This window comes from Hymenobacter montanus (assembly GCF_014699115.1).
Taxonomy (GTDB): domain Bacteria; phylum Bacteroidota; class Bacteroidia; order Cytophagales; family Hymenobacteraceae; genus Hymenobacter; species Hymenobacter montanus.
This window is the reverse complement of sequence record NZ_JACXAD010000004.1, coordinates 168,902-194,691: the sequence shown is the minus strand read 5'-3', so window position 1 is coordinate 194,691 and position 25,790 is coordinate 168,902. Positions and strand designations below refer to the sequence as shown.

General features: G+C 60.3%; 19 protein-coding genes. All 19 read right to left on the bottom strand.

Going from position 1 to position 25,790, the window contains the following annotated elements:
* Positions 1 to 76: 76 nt before the first annotated feature.
* The 19 genes from lepB to IC235_RS04965 all read right to left on the bottom strand — a co-directional run bounded on the left by lepB (position 77) and on the right by IC235_RS04965 (position 25,195).
* Entirely contained in the window at positions 77 to 1,237 is a 1,161-nt protein-coding gene (gene lepB / locus IC235_RS05055; RefSeq protein WP_191004076.1) for a signal peptidase I, read from the bottom strand.
* 300 nt (positions 1,238 to 1,537) lie between these two features.
* Positions 1,538 to 1,807 carry a 30S ribosomal protein S14 gene (gene rpsN / locus IC235_RS05050; protein ID WP_035567891.1) on the bottom strand — a complete coding sequence of 90 codons (270 nt, stop codon included), beginning with the start codon at positions 1,805 to 1,807 and terminating at the stop codon, positions 1,538 to 1,540.
* Between the two features lie 12 nt (positions 1,808 to 1,819).
* Complete coding sequence (gene rplE, locus IC235_RS05045; RefSeq protein ID WP_191004075.1) at positions 1,820 to 2,368, bottom strand: 50S ribosomal protein L5; 549 nt, start codon at positions 2,366 to 2,368, stop codon at positions 1,820 to 1,822.
* Positions 2,369 to 2,383: 15 nt separating this feature from the next.
* Positions 2,384 to 2,728 (bottom strand): 50S ribosomal protein L24, encoded by a 345-nt coding sequence (rplX, locus tag IC235_RS05040; RefSeq protein WP_191004074.1) that lies wholly within the window; start codon positions 2,726 to 2,728, stop codon positions 2,384 to 2,386.
* 3 nt (positions 2,729 to 2,731) lie between these two features.
* Positions 2,732 to 3,100, bottom strand: a complete 369-nt coding sequence (rplN, locus tag IC235_RS05035; protein ID WP_046246583.1) for a 50S ribosomal protein L14 — start codon at positions 3,098 to 3,100, stop codon at positions 2,732 to 2,734.
* Positions 3,101 to 3,109: 9 nt separating this feature from the next.
* Positions 3,110 to 3,406: a 30S ribosomal protein S17 gene (rpsQ, locus tag IC235_RS05030; RefSeq protein ID WP_191004073.1), complete on the bottom strand. Its 297-nt coding sequence runs from the start codon at positions 3,404 to 3,406 to the stop codon at positions 3,110 to 3,112.
* 3 nt (positions 3,407 to 3,409) lie between these two features.
* Complete coding sequence (gene rpmC / locus IC235_RS05025; RefSeq protein WP_191004072.1) at positions 3,410 to 3,625, bottom strand: 50S ribosomal protein L29; 216 nt, start codon at positions 3,623 to 3,625, stop codon at positions 3,410 to 3,412.
* A gap of 1 nt (position 3,626) precedes the next feature.
* Positions 3,627 to 4,052, bottom strand: coding sequence for a 50S ribosomal protein L16 (gene rplP / locus IC235_RS05020; RefSeq protein WP_046246580.1), 426 nt, complete (start codon positions 4,050 to 4,052; stop codon positions 3,627 to 3,629).
* 103 nt (positions 4,053 to 4,155) lie between these two features.
* Positions 4,156 to 5,016, bottom strand: a complete 861-nt coding sequence (rpsC, locus tag IC235_RS05015; protein ID WP_191004071.1) for a 30S ribosomal protein S3 — start codon at positions 5,014 to 5,016, stop codon at positions 4,156 to 4,158.
* Positions 5,017 to 5,023: 7 nt separating this feature from the next.
* Positions 5,024 to 5,437, bottom strand: a complete 414-nt coding sequence (gene rplV / locus IC235_RS05010; RefSeq protein ID WP_191004070.1) for a 50S ribosomal protein L22 — start codon at positions 5,435 to 5,437, stop codon at positions 5,024 to 5,026.
* A 1-nt stretch (position 5,438) separates the two neighbouring features.
* The gene (gene rpsS, locus IC235_RS05005) at positions 5,439 to 5,717 is read right to left on the bottom strand and encodes a 30S ribosomal protein S19 (RefSeq protein ID WP_068191730.1); all 279 of its coding nucleotides are present in this window, start codon (positions 5,715 to 5,717) and stop codon (positions 5,439 to 5,441) included.
* A gap of 3 nt (positions 5,718 to 5,720) precedes the next feature.
* Positions 5,721 to 6,548, bottom strand: a complete 828-nt coding sequence (rplB, locus tag IC235_RS05000; protein ID WP_191004069.1) for a 50S ribosomal protein L2 — start codon at positions 6,546 to 6,548, stop codon at positions 5,721 to 5,723.
* Between the two features lie 52 nt (positions 6,549 to 6,600).
* Positions 6,601 to 6,888, bottom strand: coding sequence for a 50S ribosomal protein L23 (gene rplW, locus IC235_RS04995; RefSeq protein WP_191004068.1), 288 nt, complete (start codon positions 6,886 to 6,888; stop codon positions 6,601 to 6,603).
* Positions 6,888 to 7,526, bottom strand: a complete 639-nt coding sequence (gene rplD, locus IC235_RS04990) for a 50S ribosomal protein L4 (protein WP_191004067.1) — start codon at positions 7,524 to 7,526, stop codon at positions 6,888 to 6,890. The genes rplW and rplD overlap by 1 nt, the downstream gene beginning before the upstream one ends.
* A gap of 8 nt (positions 7,527 to 7,534) precedes the next feature.
* On the bottom strand, positions 7,535 to 8,155 hold the full coding sequence (gene rplC / locus IC235_RS04985; protein WP_191004066.1) for a 50S ribosomal protein L3: 621 nt from the start codon (positions 8,153 to 8,155) through the stop codon (positions 7,535 to 7,537).
* A gap of 190 nt (positions 8,156 to 8,345) precedes the next feature.
* The gene (locus IC235_RS04980) at positions 8,346 to 9,620 is read right to left on the bottom strand and encodes an O-antigen ligase family protein (protein WP_191004065.1); all 1,275 of its coding nucleotides are present in this window, start codon (positions 9,618 to 9,620) and stop codon (positions 8,346 to 8,348) included.
* Positions 9,621 to 9,749: 129 nt separating this feature from the next.
* Entirely contained in the window at positions 9,750 to 10,199 is a 450-nt protein-coding gene (locus tag IC235_RS04975; RefSeq protein WP_191004064.1) for a carboxypeptidase-like regulatory domain-containing protein, read from the bottom strand.
* Positions 10,200 to 10,401: 202 nt separating this feature from the next.
* A complete protein-coding gene (locus IC235_RS04970) occupies positions 10,402 to 11,364 on the bottom strand; it encodes a PorP/SprF family type IX secretion system membrane protein (protein WP_191004063.1) in 963 nt (320 codons plus the stop codon).
* 40 nt (positions 11,365 to 11,404) lie between these two features.
* The gene (locus IC235_RS04965) at positions 11,405 to 25,195 is read right to left on the bottom strand and encodes a T9SS type B sorting domain-containing protein (RefSeq protein WP_191004062.1); all 13,791 of its coding nucleotides are present in this window, start codon (positions 25,193 to 25,195) and stop codon (positions 11,405 to 11,407) included.
* Positions 25,196 to 25,790: the final 595 nt, after the last annotated feature.

The window sequence follows — 25,790 nt, the reverse complement described above, 5'->3', positions numbered from 1 at the left end:
ATACTGGGCAGCCCGACCTTTTACTCAATCCCCACACACTAGCGCTGTTTCTAGAACTTACACCCTACGCTACTCCTTAGCTAATTGGGCGGAACACGCGGCTCCAACGAATTTTGTGGAAGAAATCTGCGTAAGGATCAATGGAGAGCCAGATGAATACGGCCTTGCCCACGAGGTGGTCTTCCGGTACGAAGCCCCAGAAGCGCGAGTCCTCCGAATTGTGGCGGTTGTCGCCCATCATAAAATAGTAATTCTGCTTGATGGTATAGTGGGTCAACGGCCGGCCATTCTGCTGGATCATGCCATCCTGCCAGCTGATGCCCTGATTGTGCTCGTACTGCGATATGATTTTGTAGTAAATCGCGGCATTGGCGGGGGTTAGCGCGATGGTCTGTCCCTTCCGGGGTACCGGCAGGGGGCCGTAGCTGTCGAGCTGCCAATGGTTGCGCACTGCACTCATTGCGGCACTGCCATGAAAGTCGGCCACGTCGGGGAAGAGTGCCACCTCAGGCGTCAACACGGTCAGTGCTTTTACGTAAGGCTGCTGGCGGAAGTAGTCGGCCACCTTGGCCGGGCAGCTGATAACGAAGCCCGCTTGCCCGGTTTCCGGGTTAGTCACTACCTGCGGAATGCCCTCGGGTACCTGGTAGTCTACCACTCCCTGCGCACGCAGGGCTTGGCGGATTTCGTCGTTGGGGGCGTCAACGGCCATGAAGTAGGTGGTCTGGGGCTGCTCCGCTACCGGCCCGGCTTGGCCATTGAGAAACACCTGGCCGTTGCGAAGCTGCAGAGTATCTCCCGCCACCGCAATGCACCGCTTGATAAGGTTAGTCCGCATATCAGCCGGTAGCTGCTGCTCGTGGGGCACGTGAAAAACAACCACGTCGTTGCGCTTCACCGAGCTAAACCCCGGAAAACGATAAGCCGGCAACTGAATCAGATCGGAGTAGCTTTTCAGCTTCGTGCCCCAAATAGTCTGGTGCGTAAGCGGCAGCTGTAACGGCGTTTGGGGAGTGATGGGTCCATAGTGCAGCTTGCTCACGAACAAACAATCGCCAACTAACAGCGACCGCTCCATGCTCTCCGAGGGGATGGTGTAGGCCTCTACGGTGGACCAGCGCAGCAGCGTGGCGGCCACAATGGCAAAAATCAGCGAGTTGGTCCATTCCCGAACCTGGCTTTTCAGTTTTGGGAGCGGGGTGTTGCTATTGGAGCGTTTACTGCGCAGAAAAGCCATGAGTCAGTAGGTGAGAGGATGGAAAATAGGATTTACACAACTCCTTTGCAGGAGTTACACCACTGCCCTAAACGTTCCGCTGTCACCTGGTAGTATGCTGGCCAGACTTTGCGGTCATTGCCTGGCTTTTCGTGCTACTTCGCCTGGGCCCACACGTAACCGCAGTAGTGAAATCTATCAGAGCTAGCTCATCTTTCTTCCATCGTTGCCAAACGTGCTAAAAGCAAGATTCCCGAGCTGAAGCCATAAAGGGGCCTCAACTCGGGAATCAAACTTTATTGCGAAAAGCCTTACTGAATACTACCAGCTCGACTTGGTCACGCCAGGAATTTTCCCGGCCAGCGCCATTTCGCGGAAACGCACGCGGCTGATGCCGAACTTGCGCATGTAGCCGCGGGGGCGGCCGTCAATCATGTCGCGGTTGTGCAGGCGCACGGGCGAAGCGTTTTTGGGCAGCTTGTCGAGACCTTCGTAGTCGCCGGCAGCTTTCAGAGCCTTGCGCTTTTCAGCGTAGCGGGCCACGGTGGCAATGCGCTTGCGCTCCCGTGCTTTGATGGATTCTTTAGCCATGAGTCAGGGAGATTATTTTTTAGCGTTTGCGAAGGGCATGCCGAACGCCTTGAGCAGCTCGTAGCTCTGCTCGTCGTTCTCGGCGGTGGTCACGAAGGTGATGTCCATGCCCGAAATGCTTTTGATTTTATCAATCGAGATTTCGGGGAAGATGATTTGCTCCTTCACGCCGAGCGTGTAGTTGCCACGACCATCGAAACCTTTGTCGTTGATGCCTTTGAAGTCCCGCACGCGGGGCAGGGCCACCGTCAGCAGGCGATCCATGAACTCGTACATGCGCTCGCCGCGCAGGGTCACTTTCGCGCCGATGGGCATGCCTTCCCGGAGCTTAAAGTTCGACACCGAGCGCCGGGCAAGGGTCGGGACGGCTTTCTGACCCGTGATCTGGGTCAGCTCTTCCACGCCGTTGTCCACCAGCTTCTTGTCGGCAACGGCCGCGCCAATGCCGCGGTTGATGCAGATTTTGGTGATGCGCGGTACCTGCATGATGCTCTTGAACTGGAATTTCTCCTGGAGCGCGGGTACGACGTCTTTTTTATAAATGTCTTTCAGACGGGCCATGATGCAGGGGGCTGGTTAAGCCGTTTTGGCAGTGGCACGCTTGGCTTTGGCAGGAGCAGCAGCCGGAGCTGCGGCGGCTGCGGCGCCTTTGCGCACACGCTCACCGGTGGTAGGGTTGATAGCCTGCACGTTGCTCACGTGCATGGGCGCCTCGATCTTGGTGATGCCACCCTGGGGCGATTTGGCGCTCGGCTTGTTGTGTTTCGTCACCAGGTTCAGACCCTCCACGATTACGCGCTGGGTCACCCGGTTTACCGACTTGATAACGCCGGTCTTGCCACGCTCATCGCCGGCAATCACCTTTACGGTGTCGCCCGATTTCACGTGCAGCTGGACGGGCTTTGCTTTCTTAATAGCCATAGCTTACAGTACTTCGGGGGCCAGCGAAACGATTTTCATGAATTGACGCTCGCGCAGCTCGCGGGCCACGGGGCCGAAGATGCGCGTGCCGCGGGGCTCGTCGTTGTTGTTGAGCAACACGGCGGCGTTGTCGTCGAAGCGGATGTACGAGCCGTCTTTGCGGCGTACTTCCTTCTTCGTGCGCACCACGACGGCCTTGCTCACGGTGCCCTTCTTGGCGTTGCCGGAAGGAATAGCCGACTTGATGGCCACCACGATCTTGTCGCCAACGCTGGCGTATTTCTTGCCTGTGCCACCCAGAACGCGGATGCAGAGGACTTCCTTGGCGCCGCTGTTGTCGGCTACCGTCAGGCGGGATTCTTGCTGTATCATTGGTCTGGATTACTTAGCGCGTTCAATAATTTCAACCAGGCGCCACCGCTTGGTTTTGCTTAGCGGGCGGGTGCTCATGATGCGCACGGTATCGCCTTCGCCGCACTCGTTTTTCTCGTCGTGGGCGTGGAATTTCGTGGTTTTGGTCACGAACTTACCGTACATCGGGTGCTTTTGCTTCTGCACCACGGCCACGGTGATGGACTTGTCCATCTTGTTACTCGTTACCGTGCCGGTGATTTCTTTGCGCAGGTTGCGCGAAGCTTCGGCAGCGGCTTGGTCTTGGGTTGTTACGTCGGTTGCCATCGGTTATTGAGCGGGGTTAGTGGCCTGCTCGTTTTTCCGACGAGTCTGCTCGGTGAGCAAGCGGGCGACGTTTTTACGGTTAGCCTTGAGCCGGGCGGGGTTCTCGAGGGGCGAAATCGCGTGGGCGAAACGCAGCTGCTGGCCCTGGCCCTTTTCGGCGGTGAGTTGCTCTTTCAGCTGATCCGCGGAAAGGCTTTTGAGGTCGGTCTTGTTTTTCATCTTAGGCAGCGTCCGTATAGTCGCGGCGAACCACGAATGAAGTTTTTACGGGCAGCTTCTGAGCCGCCAGACGCAACGATTCCTTAGCTACTTCCAGCGAAACGCCGTCCGACTCGAACATGATTTGACCGGGCTTCACGCAGGCCACCCAGTATTCGGGCGAGCCCTTGCCCTTACCCATCCGCACTTCAGCAGGCTTCTTGGTAATGGGTTTGTCGGGAAAAATGCGGATCCATACTTGCCCTTCGCGTTTCATGGCGCGGGTCATGGCAATACGGGCTGCCTCGATCTGGCGAGCCGTAATCCAAGACACTTCCAGCGACTTGATAGCGAACGAACCGAAGTCTATGGAGCTGCCGCGGTAGGCAAGGCCTGTTACGCGACCCTTTTGCATCTTGCGATACTTGGTCCTTTTCGGTTGTAACATTTGATTTTTATAAAAGAGAGGATTCTGTAAGAAAGGGGCGAACAGTCGAACATTTCACTTCGTTCACCAAGCGGCAAACGAAGTGAAATGCGCTTGATCTGTTCTAGCGACGCGGGCCGCGGCCACCACCGGCTCCACCACCTTGGGCGGGGCCATTGCGGCGGGGGCCGGCGTTGTCGCCGCGGGGAGCACCGCCGCCGGCATTGCCGCCCCGGTCCCCACCACGACCACCACGGTCGCCGTCCCGACGCTCGCCACGGGGGCCGCGGTCGTCACGACGGCCACCGCCTTCGCCACCACCGGGGTTGGTGAGCTGCTGGTTCGGCGAGAGGTCGGGCTTGCCGAACACCTCACCGCGCATCACCCACACCTTGATGCCAATTTTACCGTACACGGTCTGTGCTTCCGACAAAGCGTAGTCGATGTCGGCACGCAGCGTGTGCAGCGGCGTCCGGCCTTCCTTATACTGCTCCGAGCGGGCAATTTCCGCGCCGCCGAGGCGGCCACCACACTGAATCTTGATGCCTTCGGCCCCAACCCGCATGGCGGCCTGGATCGACATTTTCATGGCGCGGCGGAAGGAGATCCGAGCGGCCAGCTGCTGGGCGATGCTCTCCCCCACCAGCTTGGCATCCAGCTCCGGACGCTTGATTTCGAAGATGTTGATCTGAACGTCTTTGCTGGTGATCTGCTTCAGCTCGTCCTTGATCTTATCCACTTCCTGGCCGCCTTTACCGATCACCACCCCGGGCCGCGCCGTGTTGATGGTGATGGTGATGCGCTTCAGGGTGCGCTCAATCACAATGCGGCTGATGCCGCCCTTCTGAATGCGCGCGTTGATGTACTTGCGGATTTTCTCGTCCTCCACCAGTTTCTCGGCGAAGTCCTTGCCGCCGTACCAGTTGGAGTCCCAGCCTTTGATTACTCCCAAGCGGAAGCCAACCGGATTTACTTTCTGTCCCATACTTAAATTAGGATTTGGCGTCGGCCTTAGGGTTTTCGGTAGTGGCGACCTGCTTGGCGCCTTTGCTGCCGATTTTCTCCACTTTCGTGTCGATTTTCAGCGTCACGTGGTTGCTGCGCTTGCGGATGCGGTGGCCCCGGCCCTGGGGGGCGGGGCGCAGGCGCTTCAGCTGCCGGCCTTCGTCAACGAAGATCTCGCTGATGTAGAGGTTGGCGTCCTCAATCCGCTCTTCTTCGTTGTGCTGCTGCCAGTTGGCCAAGGCCGAGAGGAGCAGTTTCTCAATCTTCTCGGCGCCGATGTTGGCTTCGAAGCGCAGCAGGCCCAGAGCCTGCGTTACTTTCTTGCCGCGCACGAGGTCGGCCACCAAACGCATCTTGCGAGGCGAGGTCGGCACATTGCGGAGTTTTGCTACTGCTTCCATCTTAGCGCTTGCCTTTATCTTTTTTGGCGACGTGACCACGGAAGTTGCGCGTCGGGGCGAATTCGCCCAGCTTGTGCCCCACCATGTTCTCGGTCACGTACACCGGGATGAACTTATTGCCGTTGTGAACAGCGAACGTGTGGCCAACGAAATCCGGGGAAATCATCGAGCGGCGCGACCAAGTCTTCACCACCGATTTCTTACCGGCCGTTTCGAGGGCGGTGACTTTCTTTTCCAGCCGGAAGTCAATGTACGGCCCTTTTTTGAGTGAACGTGCCATATGTTACTTCTTGCCTTTGCGGCTCACAATCAGGTTCTCCGAATACTTATTTTTATCCCGGGTCTTGAAGCCTTTCGACAGCAGACCTTTGCGGCTCCGCGGGTGACCACCCGACGACTTGCCTTCGCCACCACCCATGGGGTGATCGACGGGGTTCATGGCCACGCCACGAACGCGCGGACGACGACCCGCCCAGCGGTTGCGGCCGGCTTTGCCCATGCGGGTGTTCATGTGGTCGCCGTTCGAAACGGTGCCCACGGTGGCCATGCAGGTCACCAGGACCATGCGCATTTCCCCGGAAGGTAGCTTGAGCGTCGCGTATTTCTCTTCGCGGGCCACCAGCTGGGCGTACGTGCCAGCCGAGCGGGCCATAGCCGCCCCCTGGCCGGGGTGCAGCTCGATGTTGTGCAGGATGGTACCGAGTGGAATCTCGCGCAGCGGCAAAGTATTGCCGACCTCGGGAGCGACGCCCGTGCCCGAAACAACGGTCGTGCCGACCGTCATGCCGGCGGGCGCGATGATGTAGCGCTTCTCGCCGTCGGCGTAGTTGAGCAGGGCGATGCGGGCGGTCCGGTTGGGGTCGTACTCGATGGTCTTCACGGTAGCCGGAACCCCGGCTTTGTCGCGCTTGAAGTCCACGATCCGGTACTGGGTTTTATGACCACCGCCGATGTAGCGGTTAGACATTTTACCGGAAGAGTTCCGGCCACCCGTCTTGGGAAGGGAAGTCATCAGCGACTTCTCCGGGGTCGACGTGGTAATCTCGTCGAACGCCGGCGCAACGCGGAAACGCTGCCCTGGGCTGGTTGGTCTGAGTTTTTTAAGTGCCATTACTAGCTAGTTGTGCTTTTGCGGCGGAAAATGTTGAGGCGAAGCGGGTGGCCTAGAGGTTGCCGTAGAAGTCGATTACATCGCCTTCCTTCACGGTTACAATGGCTTTCTTGCCGTGGGCCCGCCGGCCGGTCACCTGACCACCCTTGGTGCCCTTGGTTTTCATTTTGCCAATGGTGCGCATCGTGTTGATGTCGGTCACCGTCACGCCGTACAGCGCTTCGATGTCCTTCTTGATTTGCACTTTATTGGCCGTGCGCTCCACTTCGAAAGTGTAGCGACCTTTTTCGTTGAGGCCGGTGGCCTTTTCGGTCACGATAGGACGTTTCAGCGTGCTCATTATTCGGCGGTGCTATAGAGTTGAACCAATGAGGCCATGCCGTCTTCCGAAATCAGCAGCGTATCCGTGTTCAGCAGGTCGTGGGTGTTGAGGCCGATGGGCGTCGACACTTTCACTTTTTGCAGATTGCGGGCGCTGAGGACCACGTTCTTGTTTACCGCGCCGGTAACGAGCATGGTCTTTTTGCCATTGTTCAGCTTGAGGCCGTCCAGGATGGCGACGAAGTCCTTGGTGCGGGGAGCGTCGAAGGCAATGTTTTCCACGAGGGAGATTTTGCCGTCCTTGGCCAGGCTCGACAGGGCCGAGAGGCGGGCTACGCGCTTGGTCTTCTTGTTGAGCTTGAAGCTGTAGTCGCGGGGCTGCGGGCCGAACATGCGGCCGCCGCCTACGAATACGCCCGACTTCATGCTGCCGGCACGGGCACCGCCCGTACCTTTTTGTTTCTTGAGCTTCTTCGTGGTGCCGTGCACCTCGTTGCGCTGCTTGGACTTGTGCGTGCCCTGGCGCTGGTTGGCCAGGTACTGCTTCACGTCCAGGTACATCACGTGCTCGTTCGGCTCGAGGCCGAAGATGGCGTCAGACAGGGTTACCTTGCGGCCGGTGTCTTCGCCTTTGAGGCTATAAACTGAGAGTTCCATCGTATCGTCTATTTCTCGATTACCACGTAAGAGTTCTTAGCGCCGGGAATCGAGCCACTCACCAGAATCAGGTTTTTGTCGCCCACTACGCGCAGCACCTTCAGGTTTTGTACTTTTACCCGGTCGTTGCCCATGCGGCCACCCATGCGCATTCCTTTGAATACGCGCGAAGGCCAGGAGCAAGCACCGATCGAACCCGGGTGCCGCAGGCGGTTGTGCTGGCCGTGCGTCTGGCCGCCAACGCCCTGGAAGTTGTAGCGCTTTACTACGCCCTGGAAGCCCTTACCCTTAGAAGTACCCACCACGTCAACGAACTCGCCTTCCTCGAAGAGCGTAGCATCGATGGTGGCGCCTGCTACATAGGTAGACTCGGCGTCGAGGCGGAATTCAACCAGCTTTTTCTTGGGGGTGGTGCCGGCTTTCGCGAAGTGACCTACCAAGGCTTTGGTGGTGTTCTTGGCTTTTTTCTCGCCGTAGCCGATTTGAATGGCGGTGTAGCCATCGTTAGCGACCGTTTTAACCTGCGTCACTACGCACGGACCCGCCTCAATGAGCGTGCAGGGAATGTTTTTCCCGTCCGGAGTGAAGAGGCTTGTCATACCGATTTTTTTACCGATGATGCCAGGCATTCTATTTATGAATTAATGAACACAAAAAGAAAACGGCCGAGTGCCGTTTTCGCTAAGGGAGTGCAAAGCTAGGGAAATTGTGGGGAAATTCCCAACAAGGACCAGAAATATTTTCTAGGTGAGGCGGTTAGCTATGCCAAGGGGAGCTCTCCCCAGCCTACCTCCCCTACTGCGCGGAAGCCAAGGGGCTTCAGGCGGGGCGCCAGTTCGCGTCGTCCTCGGCCACGGGCAGCGAGCCTTGCAAGGCCAGCAGCAGAAAAAACAACACGAAGGCCAAGCCAATCTGCGTCTCCAGCGTGTACTCTACCAGGAAGGAGAGCGCAACGCTGACGTACTGGGCCAGGAGCAGCGGCGCCGGCTTCCGCCGGGCCCACCACGCGGGGTAGAATAAGCCGACCAGAAAGACCAGCAAGCCGAGGACGCCGTAAGCCGCCAGATTGTAGAGGTACTGGTTGTGGGGCATAATGTAGAATTCGGCCGTCATCTCGGGGTAGAGCCTGGCGTAGCGCTTAGCCATTTCGTTTTCCAGGTCGGGCTTCGCCACTCCAATCAGCCGGTTGTCTTCCCAAACGGCCAGCGCGGCTTTGTAGGAGTACACCCGCGCCGCAATGGAATAATTCTTGCCCTCCGAGCTCGTACGTTGCTTTACCTTGCCCACATCCTCCTGGGTATTATAAACCTTGTTGCGGAAGGTAGGAAAGGCCAGAAAGCTGAACATCGGCAGCAGCACCAGCACCAGGGCCACCACCCCGGCTTGCTTCCACTGCTTTTTGCGGAACCCCAGCCACAGGATGGTCAGCCCACCCAGCGCGTAGAAGGTCATCTCCCCGCTGCGCACCGCCAACAGGTGCAGGAACAGCGCCAGGCTTACGAGCACGGCCACCAGCCCGGAGCGCCACCCCGCGGGCACGGCCCGGTGGACCAGCAGCAACGTACCGGCCGCGATGGCCAGGGTGATCAGCAGACTAAAGCGAATGTGATCCGGCTCGGTGGGCATCACCTTGGAGCGGAAGTACATTTCGTTGATTTCGCGGGCGTGCAGCAGGTAATTGATCGTGGCACCCAGGGCAGCCAGCAGGGTCATCCCAATCAGCAGCAGCCACAGCCCGCGCAGGTAACGGCCGGGCAAAGGCGGCAACAGCCAAAAACCCAGTACGAGCACCAGAAACGGTAATTCTAGTACCAGGTCGCGGCCATACTCGCCCAGGTTAGCCGGCTCGGTGTTGAAGCCCTGGAACAGGTGCAGCAGAAATACCAGCAACAGGCTGCCGAGCACCGGCCACAACTGCCAGTTGGCGACGCGGCGGTACACGACCGCGTAGGTTATTCCCGTCAGGGCGATGCCGGCCATGCCGATACTGGGCAGAATCCGAAACCAGTTGGCCACAAAAATGCCCACGATGACGCAGCCGCAAAAGAAAAAAGCGGCCCGGTGCAGGCGGTCCAGGGTCAGGAAGGACATCATAGCAAGGGGCCGTAACGAGGGCCGGCAGGACGAGGTAAATAAACAAAGCCGCCAAGCACCGCGAAAAAGCGGGCTCGACGGCTTGAGAAAGCAGACTGGTTACAAGGAGGCAGGGTCGCCCCGGAATGGTTACCACCAACCGGTTTCGGCACTACGGTCGGGCGGCGGGAGCTCGGTAATTTTATCGAGGACAATGGTGGCGGGGGATGATGCCTTTACGCGCAGGTGCTGCACGACGTCGCGAAAGCCCGCAAAGCTACACGTAACTTCAATGTTGGTAGTCGAGTCCGGGATGGTTAACTCAAAATCGCCGGTGGCATTGCTGACCACATAGGTGCGCGTGCCGTTGACGTGGATTACGGCGCCGGGCAACAGTCCCTCGGGGCACTTTACCGTGCCCCGGAGTACGGTCGCCGATCCGGGCGTTCTCGTTTCCGCACTGGTAGTGGTAGGCCGGGGTATTTCGGTGGTGCTAGCGATGGCAGTGCTTTGGTCGAAGCTGGTTCTGGCTTGGCCGTACGCAGTGCTGGATAAAGTCAACAGGGCATAAAGGGAGAGGGGGGCGAATATAAACCTCATAGCGTATAATATATTTAGCAGGATAATTAATAAACAAAGCTACGACTATTATCAGAACTATCACCTATAAAACAGGAAGAACAGTCTTTGATTCGCAGAGTTTTACCCTACGTTCACCGAAAACTTACTGCTCTGCTTACTAATTGAGCTACCTACGGAAAATAAATCGGTTTGGATGAGCGGCATTTTCTGCCGGCCCCGGCTACCAGAAACGATTATCCCGCACCCGGATTTTGCGCTTGATGCGGAACCCCAATAGTACTTCGTGGCTGCCCGAGTGGTAAGGGTTGAGGCTGGAGATGCCCATGTCGTAAGAATACGTCAGACTGGTGGTCGGGCTAACATTGACTCCAACCATGCCGGCGACGGCATCGCCCAAGCGCAGGGAGGCCCCGGCCCAAATAACTTTGAGGTAGCGCACCCGCAAGGTAAGGTCGACGGCAGCGGGAGCGGTAGAGGTAACCTTGACTAGGGCTGAAGGCACCACCACCCAGTTGGGCGTAAGTGGAATACGCAGGCCGCCGGTAAGAAAGTAATGCGGCTGTAAGCCGTTGGCCTGCGAGGCGGCCCCGGCTTGCTGAAAAGAGGCATTGAGCGAAGAATTCAGAAGCTGGGCGGCCGAGACGCCCACGTAAAAACTCGGCCCGTACAGCCAGACCCCCACTGTGGCGTCAGGTACAAATTCGGCCACCGAACCCGAACTGGGATTCGGTTCGTGAAAGTGCAGTTGCTGGCCGTCGATGGCAAACTGCTGCACCCCGGCCGACATCCCCAACCCAACGCGCAGCCGGGGCGTGAGCGCCACGTTGTGCGCATACGAGAAATACGCCCCGGTGCGGCTGGTAGCGCCCGTAACGTCGGCGTACAACAGCCCCCCCACAGCATTGAAGATGCGGCGCCGCTGACGCAGCGAACGGCGGCGACGCTTCTCTGCCAGCGCTGTGTGGATGGAAGCGTAGTAGGTGCGCGGAGCTCCTTCGAGACCTACCCACTGGGTACGGTTGCTGACTTTGATATCAACAAAGTCTTCTGTGCCGGCTACCGCTGGGTTGATCAGGAAGTTATTATTCATGTATTGACTAAGCTGAGCCAGTTGCTGGGCCGACGCCGAGTGCCCAGCTCCCCAAGCCAGCAAGACGAGCGCAAGGCATAGAAAATGTTTCATATTTTGCATAACACAAGGAGGACGTATAGCATATAACTAATTAATAAACAATGGTTAATGAACCGCTGTACGTTTTACCATTGCCCAGTGTAATCACGTAGTAGTAAGTGCCCACGGGCATAGCCTGGCCCTGGCTGGTGCCGTTCCACTCATTGGTGCGGCCGTAGTTGGTGGTGGAGAAAATCTGGCTGCCCCAGCGGTTGTACACCTGCACGGTATTGCCGGGGAAGTTGCCGATGCGGTCGATTTCCCAAGTGTCGTTAATGCCGTCGCCATTGGGGCTGAAGGCATCCGGGATTCCGATGATTGGCAGCACTTTCACCGTGACGCGGCTTTCATCCTGGCAGCCATTGATATTGGCCCGGAGCGTGTACACAGTCGTTTTCTTGGGTGCGACTACCGGCCGGAGCAGATTCCCACCCACGAAGCTAAGGTCTCGGTCGGGCGACCACTCGACGGGGTAAGCACCGTTGGCCGTACCCTCAAGTACCACTGACTCGCCTTCGACAATTTCCTTATCCGGCCCCGCCTCTACGTCCACCATCGCAATAAAAGTGGCCGGCACCGCATTCGAAACCACAGAAACCGGTTGGCTACAAGTGGCCGTGAGAGTACGCACCGCCAATGTTACCAATTGCCCGTCGCGCAGCGTGGCACTGCTAAAAGTAACGCCTTGCGCACCCGGCACATCAACGCCGTCCACGCGCCATTGGTAGGCTGGGGCGGTGCCTAAGTTGCTGCTGCCCGCAATGCTGAAGCTGGCCGCGGAACCTTTGCAGGCCGGCCCGCTGCTTACGATGCTAAGGGTAGGCAGAACGTCGGGGCGCAGGCTAATGACCAACTCATTGGAAGTTACCACGGCGGGGCGGGCACAGCTGGCGCTGGCCGTCATTTGCAAGCGGATCCGGTCGTTGTCGCGTAGCGTGGCCGATGAGAAAGTTGGTCCCGTACTACCCGGCACCGCCGTGCCATTGAGTAGCCACTGGTACTGAGGAGTTGGGCCGGCGCCGGTCGCCCGGTCGATATCGAAGCTGAGCACGGTACCGGCACAGGCCGGCCCCCCGGCCCCGAGAGCGCGGATGGCTACGCTCGCCTCCACGGCTGGCGTAATCGTGACGGTGACCACCGCCGTGGGAACCCCAGAGATGCAGGCGTTCGGTGTAGGTGTCATTTCCACCCGCACCTGGTCGTTATTAGCTAGTGTAGCGCTAGTGAAAGTTGGGGTGGTAGCCGCCAGCACGTTGTTGACGAACCAGCGGAAGGTGGGCGCAGGGCCGGCATTGGTGAGTACCGGCGTCAACGTCAGGGCCGAGCCGGCGCACTGGGGCGCCGGGGTAGCCAGAGCAATGCTGGCCGTCTGGGCCGGAGCAACCGTTAGAATGGCTACGTTAGAAACGGCCGTTGCGCAAGCGCCCGTACCCGACGTAACCCGGCGCCGGAAATACGTAGTCTGGGTTAGAGGGCCCGGAGCATACGTGGCTGCGCTAGCACCACTGACAGCCATCCAGGTAGTATTGTCCGACGACGATTCCCACTGATAAGAGTACGTACCCCCTCCCCCACTAGCCCCGCTCATGTTGGTTAAGGGGGCCGGAGTGGTGTTGGAGCATAAAGTCTGGTCAGCGCCAATGGTGCCAGCCGCCACGGCCGGCAGCACACTGATGGTTACCACCTGGGAGGCGGCAGTAGCGCAGGGGCCGGTGCCGGACGTTACCAATCGACGGAAGTAGGTAGTCACCGCCAGCGAGCCCGGCGCGTAGCCGGGGCTAGTAGCCCCACTAATAGCCGTCCAGGTAGCATTATCTGCCGACGACTCCCACTGGTAGGTGTAAGTGCCCGTGCCCCCGGCAGCCGGGGCTTGGCTGGTGAAGGGGGCGGGTATAGCTCCCGCGCACAGCGTTTGGTCAGCAGCAATGCGGCCAGCCACCAGAACCGGGCTAACGGTAATGGTCACCGCGGCCGTATAAGCGGTGCTGCCCGTGCCGGTACCAGAGGTTACTTGCCGACGGAAATACGTGGTCTGGCTTACTGGGCCGGGGGCATAGTCCAGGTTCGTGGCGCCGGCAATGGCGGTAAACGTCACGTTGTCCAGCGAGGATTCCCACTGATACGTGTAGGTACCCGTCCCTCCGGCCGCGGGGGCCGTGCTGGTGAGTGGGGCCGGCGTGGCCCCAATGCACAGCGTTTGGTCGGCGCCGATGCTGCCCGCCGTCAGCACGCCGGGAGCGACCACCGTAACAGTGACCACGTTAGAAACCGCCGTCGAGCAGATACCCGTGCCAGAGACCGCCTGCCGCCGGAAGTACGTGGTCTGAGTCAGCGCCCCCGGCGCGTAGCCTGGGCTGGTGGCGCCCACCACAGCTGTAAAATTCGTGTTGTCTGCGGACGATTCCCACTGGTAGGTGTAGGAACCCGTGCCCCCCGTAGCCGGGGCCGTACTGGTGAGCGGTACGGGCGTAGTCCCGCTATTAATCTGCTGGTCGGCCGCAATGCGGCCCGCTATCAGCGCCGGCGTAATGGTAATGGTAACCGTATTGGAGGTAGCCGTCGTGCAACTGCCCGTGCCAGAGCTCACTTTCCGCCGGAAATACGTCGTGCTCGTCATTGCCGCGGGTGTGTAGTCTGCTGCCACTGCCCCGTTGATCGCCGTCCAGGTGCTGTTATCGGTCGATGATTCCCACTGATAAGCATACGTCCCCGTGCCGCCCGTGGCCGCCGTGCCGGTGAGCCGGGCCGGCGAGGCCCCGGTGCACAGCGTTTGATCACTGCCCACGGTGCCAGCGCTCAAGCCTGGGCTAACCGTCAGAACGACCGTGTTGGAAACGGCTGGTGCACAAGTACCCGACGATACCTGGCGACGGAAGTAGGTGGTGGATGCCACTGCGCCGGGAGCGAAATCGACGCCGGTGGCCCCACTAATGGCCGTCCAGGTAGCATTATCTGCCGACGACTCCCACTGGTAGGTGTAAGTGCCCGTGCCTCCAGCAGCCGGGGCTTGACTGGTGAGCGGGGCAGGTGTAGCTCCTGCGCATAAGGTCTGGTCGGCGGCAATGCGGCCAGCCACCAGCGCCGGGCTAATGGTAACGGTCACTGCCGCGGTGTAGGCGGTGCTGCCTGCCCCCGTACCGGAGGTTACTTGCCGGCGGAAATACGTGGTCTGCGTTAGAAGGCCCGGAGCATAGTCCAGGTTCGTGGCGCCGGCAATGGCGGTAAACGTCACGTTGTCCAGCGATGACTCCCACTGATACGTGTAAGTACCCGTGCCCCCGGCGGCGGGGGCCGTGCTGGTGAGTGGGGCCGGCGTGGCCCCACTGCAGATGGTTTGGTCAGCGGCGATGCTGCCCGCCGTCAGCACCCCTGGCGCAACCACCGTGATGGTAACTGCGTTTGAAACCGCCCTCGCGCAGGTGCCCGTGCCGGAGGTCACCTGCCGACGATAATAGGTGGTCTGGGTTAGTGTACCGGGAGCGTACATGGCTGCCGTCGCGCCGGTAATAGCCGTAAACGTCACATTATCCAGTGACGATTCCCACTGATAGGCATAAGTACCCGTGCCGCCCGTGGCGGGGGCTGTGCTGGTGAGCGGCACGGGCGCAGTCCCGCTGTTAATCTGCTGATCGGCCGCAATGCGGCCCGCTATCAGCGCCGGCGTAATGGTGATGGTAACCGTGTTGGAGGTGGCCGTCGCGCAATTGCCCGTGCCAGAGCTCACCTGCCGACGGAAATACGTCGTGCTCGTCATTGCCGCGGGCGCGTAATCCGCCGCCACTGCCCCGTTGATCGCCGTCCAGGTGCTGTTATCCGTCGATGATTCCCACTGGTAAGCATACGTCCCCGTGCCCCCACTTGGCGCGGTCGTACCGGTCAGCGGAGCGGGCGAGGCCCCCGCGCACAGGCTTTGGTCACGACCCACAGTACCGGCGCTCAAGCCTGGGCTGACTGTTAGAACGACCGTATTGGAAACGGCTGGTGCACAGGTGCCCGACGATACCTGGCGGCGGAAGTAGGTGGTAGCTACTACCGAGCCAGAAGCGAAGTCCGCCGCTGTGGCCCCACTAATGGCCGTCCAACTTGTATTATCTACCGACGACTCCCACTGGTACGTGTAGGTACCGGTGCCCCCAGTGGCCGGTGCCTGACTGGTGAAGGGGGCTGGCGTGGCTCCTGCGCATAAGGCCTGGTCGGCGGCAATGCGGCCAGCCACCAGCGCCGGGCTAATGTTGATGGTCACTGCCGCGGTGTAGGCCGTGCTGCCTGCCCCCGTACCAGAGGTTACTTGCCGGCGGAAATACGTGGTCTGCGTTAAGGGGCCGGGGGCATAGTCTGGGTTCGTGGCGCCGGCAATGGCGGTAAACGTCACGTTATCAAGCGACGACTCCCACTGATAAGCGTAAGTGCCCGTGCCCCCCGTGGCGGGGGCGGTGCTGGTGAGCGGGGCCGGCGCAGCCCCCGCACACAGCGTTTGGTCCCCCGCGATGCTGCCCGCTGTCAGCACGCCAGGAGCAACCACCGTAATGGTCACTACATTGGAAACCGCCGCCAGGCATGTGCCAGAAGCTACCTGCCGACGATAGTACGTGGTCTGGGTTAGTGGTCCGGGGGCGTATGTGGCCACCGTCGCGCCAGCAATGGCGGTAAACGTCACGTTATCCAGCGACGATTCCCACTGGTAGGCGTAAGTGCCCGTACCACCCGTGGCGGCAGTTGTGCTGGTGAATGGAGCGGGCGTGGAGCCGCTGTTGATTTGTTGGTTGGCGGCAATACCGCCCGCTACCAGCGCCGGGGTAATGCTGATGGTTACGGTATTGGACGTGGCCGAACAGCTCGCTCCCGACGAGACTTGACGGCGGAAGTAGGTGGTAGTAGCAAGCAAACCGGGTGAGTAGCCAGAGCTGGTTGCTCCCGCAATAAGTGTCCAAGTGGCGTTGTCCAGTGATGATTCCCACTGATAGGCATAGGTCCCCGTACCCCCAGTCGGCGCCGTCGTGCTCGTGAGCGGTGCCGGCGACGTCCCCGCGCACAGCGTTTGGTCACTGCCGATGGCGCCCGCAGTCAAGTCTGGGCTGACCGTCAGAACGACCGTATTGGAAACAGCTGGTGCGCAGGTGCCCGACAATACCTGACGGCGGAAGTAGGTGGTGGATGCCACTGCGCCGGGAGCGAAATCAGCCGCTGTGGCCCCACCAATGGCCGTCCAGGTAGCATTATCTGCCGACGACTCCCACTGGTAGGTGTAAGTGCCCGTGCCTCCGGCAGCCGGGGCTTGACTGGTGAGCGGGGCAGGTGTAGCTCCTGCGCACAAGGTCTGGTCGGCGGCAATGCGGCCAGCCACCAGAGCCGGGCTAATGGTAATGGTCACCGCGGCCGTATAAGCGGTGCTGCCCGTGCCGGTACCAGAGATTACTTGCCGACGGAAATACGTAGTCTGGCTTACTGGGCCGGGGGCATAGTCCGGGTTCGTAGCACCGGCAATAGCGGTAAACGTCACGTTGTCCAGCGACGACTCCCACTGATACGTGTAAGTACCCGTGCCCCCGGCCGCGGGGGCCGTGCTGGTGAGTGGGGCCGGCGTGGCCCCAATGCACAATGTCTGGTCAGCGGCGATGCTGCCCGCCGTCAGCACGCCGGGAGCGACCACCGTAATCGTGACCACGTTGGAAACCGCTGTTGCGCAGGCGCCCGTGCCAGAGACTGCCTGACGCCGGAAATACGTGGTCTGAGTCAACGCTCCCGGCGCATAGTCCGGGCTGATTGCGCCAGCTAGGGTGCTAAAAGTCGCGTTGTCCACCGACGATTCCCACTGGTAGGCGTAGGAGCCTGTGCCGCCCGTGGCGGGGGTCGTGCTGGTGAGTGGCACGGGCGCAGTCCCGCTGTTAATCTGCTGGTCGGCGGCAATGCGGCCGGCCACCAGCGCGGGCGTAATGGTGATGGTAACTGTGTTGGAGGTGGCCGTCGCGCAGGCACCTGTTCCAGAGCTCACCTGGCGCCGGAAATACGTGGTGCTCGTCATTGCCGCAGGCGTGTAATCTGCCGCTACTGCCCCGTTGATCGCCGTCCAGGTGCTGTTATCGGTCGATAATTCCCACTGGTAAGCATACGTCCCCGTGCCCCCACTTGGCGCGGTCGTGCTAGTGAGGGGAGCCGGTAACGTCCCCGCGCAGAGTGTTTGGTCACTGCCCACGGTGCCCGCTGTCAAGCCTGGGCTGACCGTTAGAACGACTGTATTGGAAACGGCTGCCCCACAGGTGCCCGACGATACTTGGTAGCGGAAATAGGTAGTGGCCACTACCGGGCCAGGAGCGAAATCGGCCGCCGTAGCACCACTAATGGCCGTCCAACTTGTGTTGTCCAATGATGACTCCCACTGGTAGGTGTAGGTGCCCGTGCCTCCGGTGGCCGCTGTGCTCGTGAGTGGAGCCGGGGTAGCTCCCGCGCACAGCGTTTGGTCAGCGGCAATGCGGCCAGCCACCAGAGCCGGGCTAACGGTAATGGTCACCGCGGCCGTGTAAGTGGTGCTGCCTGCCCCGGCCCCGGAAGTCACTTGCCGACGGAAATACGTGGTCTGGCTTACTGGGCCGGGGGCATAGTCCGGGTTCGTAGCACCGGCAATGGCCGTAAACGTCACGTTATCCAGCGAGGATTCCCACTGATAAGCGTAGGTACCCGTCCCTCCGGCCGCGGGGGCCGTGCTGGTGAGTGGGGCCGGCGTGGCCCCAATGCACAGCGTTTGGTCAGCGGCGATGCTGCCCGCCGTCAGCACACCGGGAGCGACCACGGTGATGGTGACCACGTTAGAAACCGCCGTCGCGCAGGTGCCCGTACCGGAACTCACCTGCCGACGATAGTACGTGGTCTGAGTCAGCGCCCCCGGCGCGTAGCCTGGGCTGGTGGCGCCCACCACAGCTGTAAAATTCGTGTTGTCTGCGGACGACTCCCACTGGTAGGTGTAGGAACCCGTGCCCCCCGTAGCCGGGGCCGTGCTGGTGAGCGGCACGGGCGTAGTCCCGCTATTAATCTGCTGGTCGGCCGCAATGCGGCCCGCTGCCAGCGCGGGGCTAATGGTGATGGTTATAATGTTGCTGAGAACAGGCGCACAGGAACCACTGCCGGAGCTTACTTGCCGCCGGAAGTAGGTAGTGGCCGACACGGGTCCAGCCGAATAATCAGCGGCCGTGGCACCGGAAATTGCCGTCCAGGTAGCGTTATCCGCTGATGACTCCCATTGATAAGCGTAGGTGCCCGTGCCCCCACTTGGCGACGTGCCAGTAAACGGAGCGGGCGTGGCGCCAACGCACAGCGTTTGGTCGGCCGCGATGCTACCAGGCGTCAGGCTCGGCAGGATGGTAATCGTGACCGTGTTGGCGTAAGCAGTGGAGCAGCTACCCGTACCCGACATCACCTGCCGACGGAAGTAGGTGGTAGCGGCAAGTGGACCAGGCGCAAAGCCGGCATTGGTGGCCCCGGCAATGGCCGTCCAGGTGATGTTGTCGAGCGAGGATTCCCACTGATACGCATAGGTACCCGTGCCCCCACTCGGAGCACCCGTATCGGTAAGCGGGGCTGGAACTGCGCCCGCGCATACCGTTTGGTCGGCAGCCACGCTACCAGCCAGCAGGGTGGGCAGCACTGTCAGGACAACCGGGGCCGAAGCAACAATGGCACAGCTGCCCGTACCGGAAGTTACCTGGCGGCGGAAATACGTCGTAGCGCTCACCGGCCCCGGCGCGAAGTCAGCGCTGGTGGCTCCGACGATGCTCGTCCAGGCCGTATTATCGGCCGAGCTTTCCCATTGGTAGGCATACGTGCCCGTGCCCCCGGTAGGAGCAGTCAGGCTGCTGAGCGGTTCCGGCGTGGCGCCCGCGCACAGGGTTTGGTCGCGACCGATGGTGCCCGCCGTTAGCCCCGGCGTTACACTAAGGGTGACGGTGTTGGAAGTCACTGGCACGCAGCCGCCAGAACTGACTTGTTGGCGGAAGTAGGTGGTGGCCGTCAAAGGTCCCAGCGCGTAGGTGGCCCCAGTGGCTCCGGCAATGGCCGTCCAGGTAGTATTGTCCAAAGACGATTCCCATTGGTAGGCGTAGGCTCCGGTACCACCCGTAGCCGCCACTACACTCGTGAGCGGATCCGGCGTGCTGCCGGCACATAAGGTCTGGTCGCTGCCGATGGTACTGGCCGTGACGGCGGGCACAACAGTTAAGGTCACTACATTGGAAACAGCCGTCGCGCAGGTACCCGCGCCGGAGGTCACCCGCCGACGGAAATACGTGGTGCTCGTAATCGCTGCCGGCGCGTAATCCGCCGCCAACGCGCCGCTGATAGCGGTCCAGGCGCTATTATCCGGCGACGATTCCCACTGGTAGGTATAAGTCCCCGTGCCCCCGCTTGGCGCGGTCGTACTGGTGAGCGGAGCAGGCGTGGTGCCCGCACAGAGCGTCTGGTCGGCTTCAATGGCCCCCGCCGTTAGGACCGGGGAGACGGTAAGCGCCACGGTATTTGATGCTACTGGCGTACAACTGCCCGAAATGGCTTGGCGGCGGAAGTAGGTGGTCGCCGCCACGGGACCGGCGGCGTAGTCGGCGGCCGTGGCACTGCTGATGGCCGTCCAGGTGGTGTTGTCCGGCGACGATTCCCACTGATAACTAAAAGTGCCCGTGCCGCCATCGGCGGGCGCTACGCTCGTGAATGGTGCGGGCTGGTCCCCGGCGCACAGCATTTGGGCGGCGGCAATACTGCCGGGGTTGATGGCAGGCAACACCGTAATGGCAACGGCCGGCGATGTCGTGCTGACGCCAGCGCAGCCCACGGCCGTTAGCTGCACTTGATAGGAGCCCGCGACACTGGCCACAAACACGCTGTCGTTGAGCACGGCACCACCTCCATTTACTATTGTTGCACCGTTGTACCAGGTAAATAGATAGCCCGGGCGCGGGCCGGCGCTCAAGCGCACAGTAGCCCCTGCGCACACGGGTACCGGGTCGGTGACGCGGATGACAACCGGAGCTGGGCTAATGGTGACGTTGCCTGAAAATTCCGACGTACCGCCCAAGGTGGCCGTAGCCGTGAGCTGAGCGCCGCACGCATTAAGGGCCGCTTGCTGGGCGGCCGACAGGGTAGCGAGCGGAATGCTGAAGCTAAACTTATTTGTATTATCACTGCCTTGGTTCAAGCCGTTAATCAGGCCTGTATAGGCACCCGTACTGCTGTCGGTATCGTCGGCCGATCCTTCGGTTTGCGATACCAGGTAGGTCTTGCCTTCCCCAAAACCCGAGGAGTTAGCGGTGGAACCCACATGAAAGAACTCTATCAGGGCCCCCGGGCGGGCAAATCCTCGCAGTTCCAGCTGGCCGTTACTCACTGCCGCCGACGTGATGACCGGGTAATTGAGCAGGTCGTTAGCCCCCGCGTCGCCGTCGCCCGTGTCGTTGAGCGTCACGAACGGCGCAGTACCCTTATCCAGGTTATCAGTAGCGGTTAGTAGGTCAATGCCCACCTGACCGGTGAGGCCACCGTTGTCAAACATGCTGTTGCGGCTGATGACCACGTTCTGGGTTTGCGGCCCGATCAGGATGCCGGGTCCCACGCTGCCAGATATGATGTTTTCCCGGACTACGCTGCCCGATGCCATTACCCGCAGGTTCATGGATTCGTTGGCCGCTGGGTTGCCGGCCGAGCCCTTACCCCGAAATGTGTTGCCGGTGATGATGTGCGGCGCTTTACCATTTGAGCTGTAGGCGTCGTAGCACGGGCCGCTGTTATCATGCACGAAGTTTCCGGTTACCGTCGCGTCGCCTCCGTTCAAGCTTAAGGCGTCGCCATAGTCCGTTGCGGCACCAGCCCCGATAATTTCGTTGCCCGTCACCACCAAGCCGCTGGAGTTGACATCCAGGTAAACGCCGCCGATGCCCGCGTAACCGATCAGGTTGCCCACGACGCGCGCTAAGCGGTTGGTACTCCCCGTCACGCCAATGTTGTTGCGCAGGGTGCGGCTGCTGGCGCCGGGGTCGGTGAAAGCCGTAGCGGGCGTACCCACTACCATTTGCGTCACGGTGTTCGACTGTCCATAGAGCAAGATGTCGTCCTGGAAACCATACACGGCCAGCCCGGCAAACAGTAAGCCGTTGGATGTCGCGCTAGCGCCGGCTCCCGACTGCAAGCCCGCAAATCCGCTGGCGTTGCCCTGCACCTGCACCTCGGGCCCATTGAGCTGGCTGATGGGCGTATTGTTAGTTCCCACCGTACCGCCCGTACCCAGCACTACGTTGTTGGTGTTGCCGATATTGAACGTCTGGGTGCGCCCGTCTACCGCCGCGTTGGCTCCCGTAAGGAGCAAGGTGCTGCCCGGCCGAATAATGGCTACACCCTGAGCCGAAAGCTGATTGACCACGCCGGCCCGCAGGCCCGGGTGAGCCTGGCCATCAGGAATCATAAAAATGCTGGTTTCCTGGCCCGTCGGCAACGGTACCGTTGCCCCAGTCACCAGGTCGGTGTACGACCCGCTTTGCGCCAAATTTGCCTCACCGCCCAAGGCGTTGCTGTTGAGCACGAACTGGCGCAACGAGCCCTGGCCGGCGTCGTTAGTGTTAACGATGGTCGAAAAGTTGAAGCCGAAGTCAACTCCGGGCGCCCCTGCCGTCACGGTGGCCACGCTCTGGGCCACGGTTGTGGGCGTGTTCAAGTCGCTCAAGCGCTGGCTCCCCGTATTGGCCGGCGCGTCCGCTTTCTCGGGTGCCTCCCCGCCCACCCGGTCCGGGCTGCCGTTGTAGGTCGGCACCGGCAGCAGCCCGGCTATGTAACCGGGCCGGCTGCTGCTCACCGTGCCGCTCACCACCCGCACCGTGTACGTGCCCGCCGGCACACTGAAGCTGTACTCCCCCGCGGCGTCGGTCGTCGTCGAGCTCAGGAAAGTGCCGGTGTTATCGTATAACTCGACGGTGGCACCAGGCCGGGGCACGCCCGCGCTGGCCGCCAAGCTGCGCCCGGCGCTGCCGCCGTAGTTTACGTCCTCGAACACGACGCCCGTAAGCAGCGCGCCCACGGCCACGTTACCCCCAAACTCGCTCGTGTTGCCGCCCAGCGTAGCCGTGGCCGTGAGCCGGGCCCCGGCCGCGGTCACGGCCGCCTGCTGGGCGGGCGTCAAGCTGCTGAGCGGCACGCTGAAGGCAAACTTGTTCGTGTTGTCTCGGCCCTGGGCCAGCCCATTGACGGCTCCTGGCCCGTAAGCGCCGGTAGTATTGTCAGTGTCCTGGGCCGAGCCCTCGGTGGCGGCGAACAAATAAGTCTGGCCCTCGCCAAAGCCCGTCGGGTCAACTGCGGCCGCGTAGAGCTCCACCAAAGCACCCGGCCGAGCGAAGCCCCGCACCATCAGGTTGCCCCCCGCTATAGTGACCGTAGCCAGCACCGGGAAGTTAAGGAAGTTGTTGGTGCCAGTGTCGGTGTCGTTCAGGTCATTGAGCGTCGGGCCATCTCCCAGATAGTTGCCTAACGGTACGAGGTCCAGGCCCAGGCCACCGTTGGCGGCGAAGCTGTTTTGGGAAAATACGTTGCCCGTGGCCCCGGTACCAACCAACACCCCGTTAAAGCGGTTACCCGTAATGCGGTTGAGCGTGGTAGCGTTGTTACTGCTCCAAATATGGATGCCCTGACCTTCGAGCCCAGCCACACCATTGTTGCTGACGGTGTTGTTGCGCAACGTGTTATTGCCGCCCCAGGTGAGGTCGTCGTTATTAAACGTATCGATTCCTTCGCAAGCGTTGTTGATAAAAAGGTTACCTACTATGGTTATGCGGTCCGAGCGGTCGTTCACTTCGATGCCATCGCCATGGCGGGCGCTCTCCAGACCGTTGCCGCGAATTTCATTGTTGCGTACCACGTGCCCGGTCCCTCCGGTGATAACCGAGACCCCTGCCGCGCCAGCAAATCCAATCAGGTTCTGGCGCACCACATCGTTGGCCGACTCCTGCAGCATCACGTTGCTGTACGACGTGCGAACGCCCGCGCCGGGGTCAGTGAATGAGGTGGCCGGTGTACCCAGCACGTTGCCTTCTATAAGCACCTGTTGGCTGTTTAATCCGGCGGAGGCGAACACGTTGATGTTAAAGCCATAAATTGCCAGGCCGCGCACGGCTGAGGTAGTAGCCGTTTGGCTGAACTCCACCCCATTGCCAACGCGCGCCCCGCGTAGCTGCACCTCGGGGCCGTCGAGCTGCACCAGCACCGAATCCTGCACGCCTACGGTGCCGCCCGTGCCCAGCACCACATTATTGGTATTCCCGATGTTGGCCGTTTGGGTGGTGCCGTCCACCACCGTGTTCGGGCTACTGATGGTGGCAAAGGCCGCGGACGAAACAATGTCGACTAACCCATTGGAATTTAAGCCACTGTTGGGCCCACCCTGGGCGGTACCATCGTAGGGCCGGAAGCCGGGACGCACGGTGCCGGCGGCCGTGGTGCCCCCGTTGGGTACCATGAAAATGCTGGTTTCCTTACCCGCCGGCAACAGCTGCAGGCCCCCGGTGGCAGTCCGCCGCGTGCCGCTCTGCACTAAGCTTGCTTCGTCGCCCAAGGCGTTGGCGTTAGCAATGAACTGGCGCAAGGAGCCTTGCCCGTCGAGGTTAGCGTTAACAATGGTCGAGAAGTTGAAGCCGAAATCGACCCCGCTGGCCCCAGTTGCCCCCACCGTCACGGCGGCCACGCTCTGGGCCACGGTTGTGGGCGTGTTCAAGTCGCTCAAGCGCTGGCTCCCCGTGTTGGCCGGCGCGTCCGCTTTCTCGGGTGCCTCCCCGCCCACCCGGTCCGCAGTGCCGTTATAGGTCTGTATTGGCAGCAGCCCGGCCACGTAACCGGGCCGGGCCGAACTCACCGTGCTACTCACTACCCGCACTATATAATCGCCAGCAGGCAGGGTATCGAACAGGTACTGACCAATACTACCCGGCGTAGTACTGGTAGTGGTGGTCCCGATCAAAGCCCCGGTAGTGGCGTTATACAGCTCCACAGTAGCTCCACCCAGCGGGGTGGTACCGCTCGTATTCAGCGGACGTCCGCCCCCCCCCCCGTAGTTGGGGTCTTCAAACACTGTTCCTGCAATACTGTTGACGGCTCGTAACCCGATAGCCGCTATGCCCAGGTCGTCACCATACGGTCCGATGGCCAGATCCTGTACGCGCAGCACGGCGCTGGTCTGGCCGGGGGCGGTAGCAAAGATTGCCTGGCGCCGGTCCCATAAATCGGTTCCTTCATGGCCACTAAGCGGGTCGCTGTCTTCCCACACCTGAAAAGAAGCGTACGTAGTGAATGCCGTGCCCGCCTGATCAGAAACCTGCAACTCCAGGATGGGATTAACACCAAACGAAGTGGTCGGCGCAATCGCATTAGAGGTGTATAACGAGAAGGCGTAGGCGGTGTTAGGGCTCAAGCCATTTACCGTTTGCTGCCAGAACGTGAAGGCCGCGTCGGTAGAGTTTCCATTGCTGTAGAGCCAGGTTTCCGACGCGGGTACGTTATAGCGCGAGTCGCCAGGAAAAGGCTGCTGCAGTGCCGCTCCACCTGCGTAGCTACGAATCCCACACTGTATGCTGATCCCGTTATCTTGCGGATGCTGGTTAGCCCCCACGTAGACGCTATTGCTGGAGAAGTACCCTAGCTCGGAGCCAGGGGGCAGGGTAACGAGGTTGGTCGGGCAGTTGTCGACTCCAGCCGCCTCATAGCTCGTCGGCTCTTCGTCCGGGTTACTGCTTGGATTGTCGCTGCTAACCCGATAAATACTAAAGGTGCCATTCTTCACCAGGTTTTGGCCTACCACTCCAGACCCAAAGCCTACGCTGAGAATCATGCCTAGCCAGCTCAAACATCGCACGAGCCATAGCCGGGACCAAAGAAGGGCCAGGGATTTAAATCTAATAGGCTTATAAATATGTTGCGGCACTAAGCCCCTTAAAATCTCCCTGCGAGTGGTCGATTCTAAAGAGGAAAATGCTGAAGAAATTGGCCAGCCGACATACCTTGCCGTGAAGCGTAGAACATGCTCCATTTATAAAAAAATTTATAAAATAGAATAATGATAGACTCTTAATTTATCCTGCGGTAGCAGAAAATAGATATAGTACAAATAGCTTATTACAAAGCTACCCCGGCCCTGGAGGTTCTGGATAGTAATTCGCCCAATACCAGCTTGGGCAGTCTAAAGAGCGGGGTTTAAGCTGTCAATGCTCACCCACAGTTTCTGTTCACGTGAGTTTTGGGAACAGAAGACACTAGTTAAACCGGGGCGTGGGCGTATTGGTCCGAATCGGCTCTATTCCCACTGCTTAGATTCATCCTACCAGGCTAGGTTTAAATCTAATGCTGCCTATTTCGTGATTATAGACGATTCTAAGGTGCTTTGAATACTGGAATCTATACCAGTAAATAGCGTTAAAAAGCTTGTT

Coding starts and splice junctions, on each gene's coding strand:
- lepB (WP_191004076.1), bottom strand. CDS start 1,237: ATGGCTTTTCTGCGCAGTAAACGCTCCAATAGCAACACCCCGCTCCCA.
- rpsN (WP_035567891.1), bottom strand. CDS start 1,807: ATGGCTAAAGAATCCATCAAAGCACGGGAGCGCAAGCGCATTGCCACC.
- rplE (WP_191004075.1), bottom strand. CDS start 2,368: ATGGCCCGTCTGAAAGACATTTATAAAAAAGACGTCGTACCCGCGCTC.
- rplX (WP_191004074.1), bottom strand. CDS start 2,728: ATGGCTATTAAGAAAGCAAAGCCCGTCCAGCTGCACGTGAAATCGGGC.
- rplN (WP_046246583.1), bottom strand. CDS start 3,100: ATGATACAGCAAGAATCCCGCCTGACGGTAGCCGACAACAGCGGCGCC.
- rpsQ (WP_191004073.1), bottom strand. CDS start 3,406: ATGGCAACCGACGTAACAACCCAAGACCAAGCCGCTGCCGAAGCTTCG.
- rpmC (WP_191004072.1), bottom strand. CDS start 3,625: ATGAAAAACAAGACCGACCTCAAAAGCCTTTCCGCGGATCAGCTGAAA.
- rplP (WP_046246580.1), bottom strand. CDS start 4,052: ATGTTACAACCGAAAAGGACCAAGTATCGCAAGATGCAAAAGGGTCGC.
- rpsC (WP_191004071.1), bottom strand. CDS start 5,016: ATGGGACAGAAAGTAAATCCGGTTGGCTTCCGCTTGGGAGTAATCAAA.
- rplV (WP_191004070.1), bottom strand. CDS start 5,437: ATGGAAGCAGTAGCAAAACTCCGCAATGTGCCGACCTCGCCTCGCAAG.
- rpsS (WP_068191730.1), bottom strand. CDS start 5,717: ATGGCACGTTCACTCAAAAAAGGGCCGTACATTGACTTCCGGCTGGAA.
- rplB (WP_191004069.1), bottom strand. CDS start 6,548: ATGGCACTTAAAAAACTCAGACCAACCAGCCCAGGGCAGCGTTTCCGC.
- rplW (WP_191004068.1), bottom strand. CDS start 6,888: ATGAGCACGCTGAAACGTCCTATCGTGACCGAAAAGGCCACCGGCCTC.
- rplD (WP_191004067.1), bottom strand. CDS start 7,526: ATGGAACTCTCAGTTTATAGCCTCAAAGGCGAAGACACCGGCCGCAAG.
- rplC (WP_191004066.1), bottom strand. CDS start 8,155: ATGCCTGGCATCATCGGTAAAAAAATCGGTATGACAAGCCTCTTCACT.
- IC235_RS04980 (WP_191004065.1), bottom strand. CDS start 9,620: ATGATGTCCTTCCTGACCCTGGACCGCCTGCACCGGGCCGCTTTTTTC.
- IC235_RS04975 (WP_191004064.1), bottom strand. CDS start 10,199: ATGAGGTTTATATTCGCCCCCCTCTCCCTTTATGCCCTGTTGACTTTA.
- IC235_RS04970 (WP_191004063.1), bottom strand. CDS start 11,364: ATGAAACATTTTCTATGCCTTGCGCTCGTCTTGCTGGCTTGGGGAGCT.
- IC235_RS04965 (WP_191004062.1), bottom strand. CDS start 25,195: ATGATTCTCAGCGTAGGCTTTGGGTCTGGAGTGGTAGGCCAAAACCTG.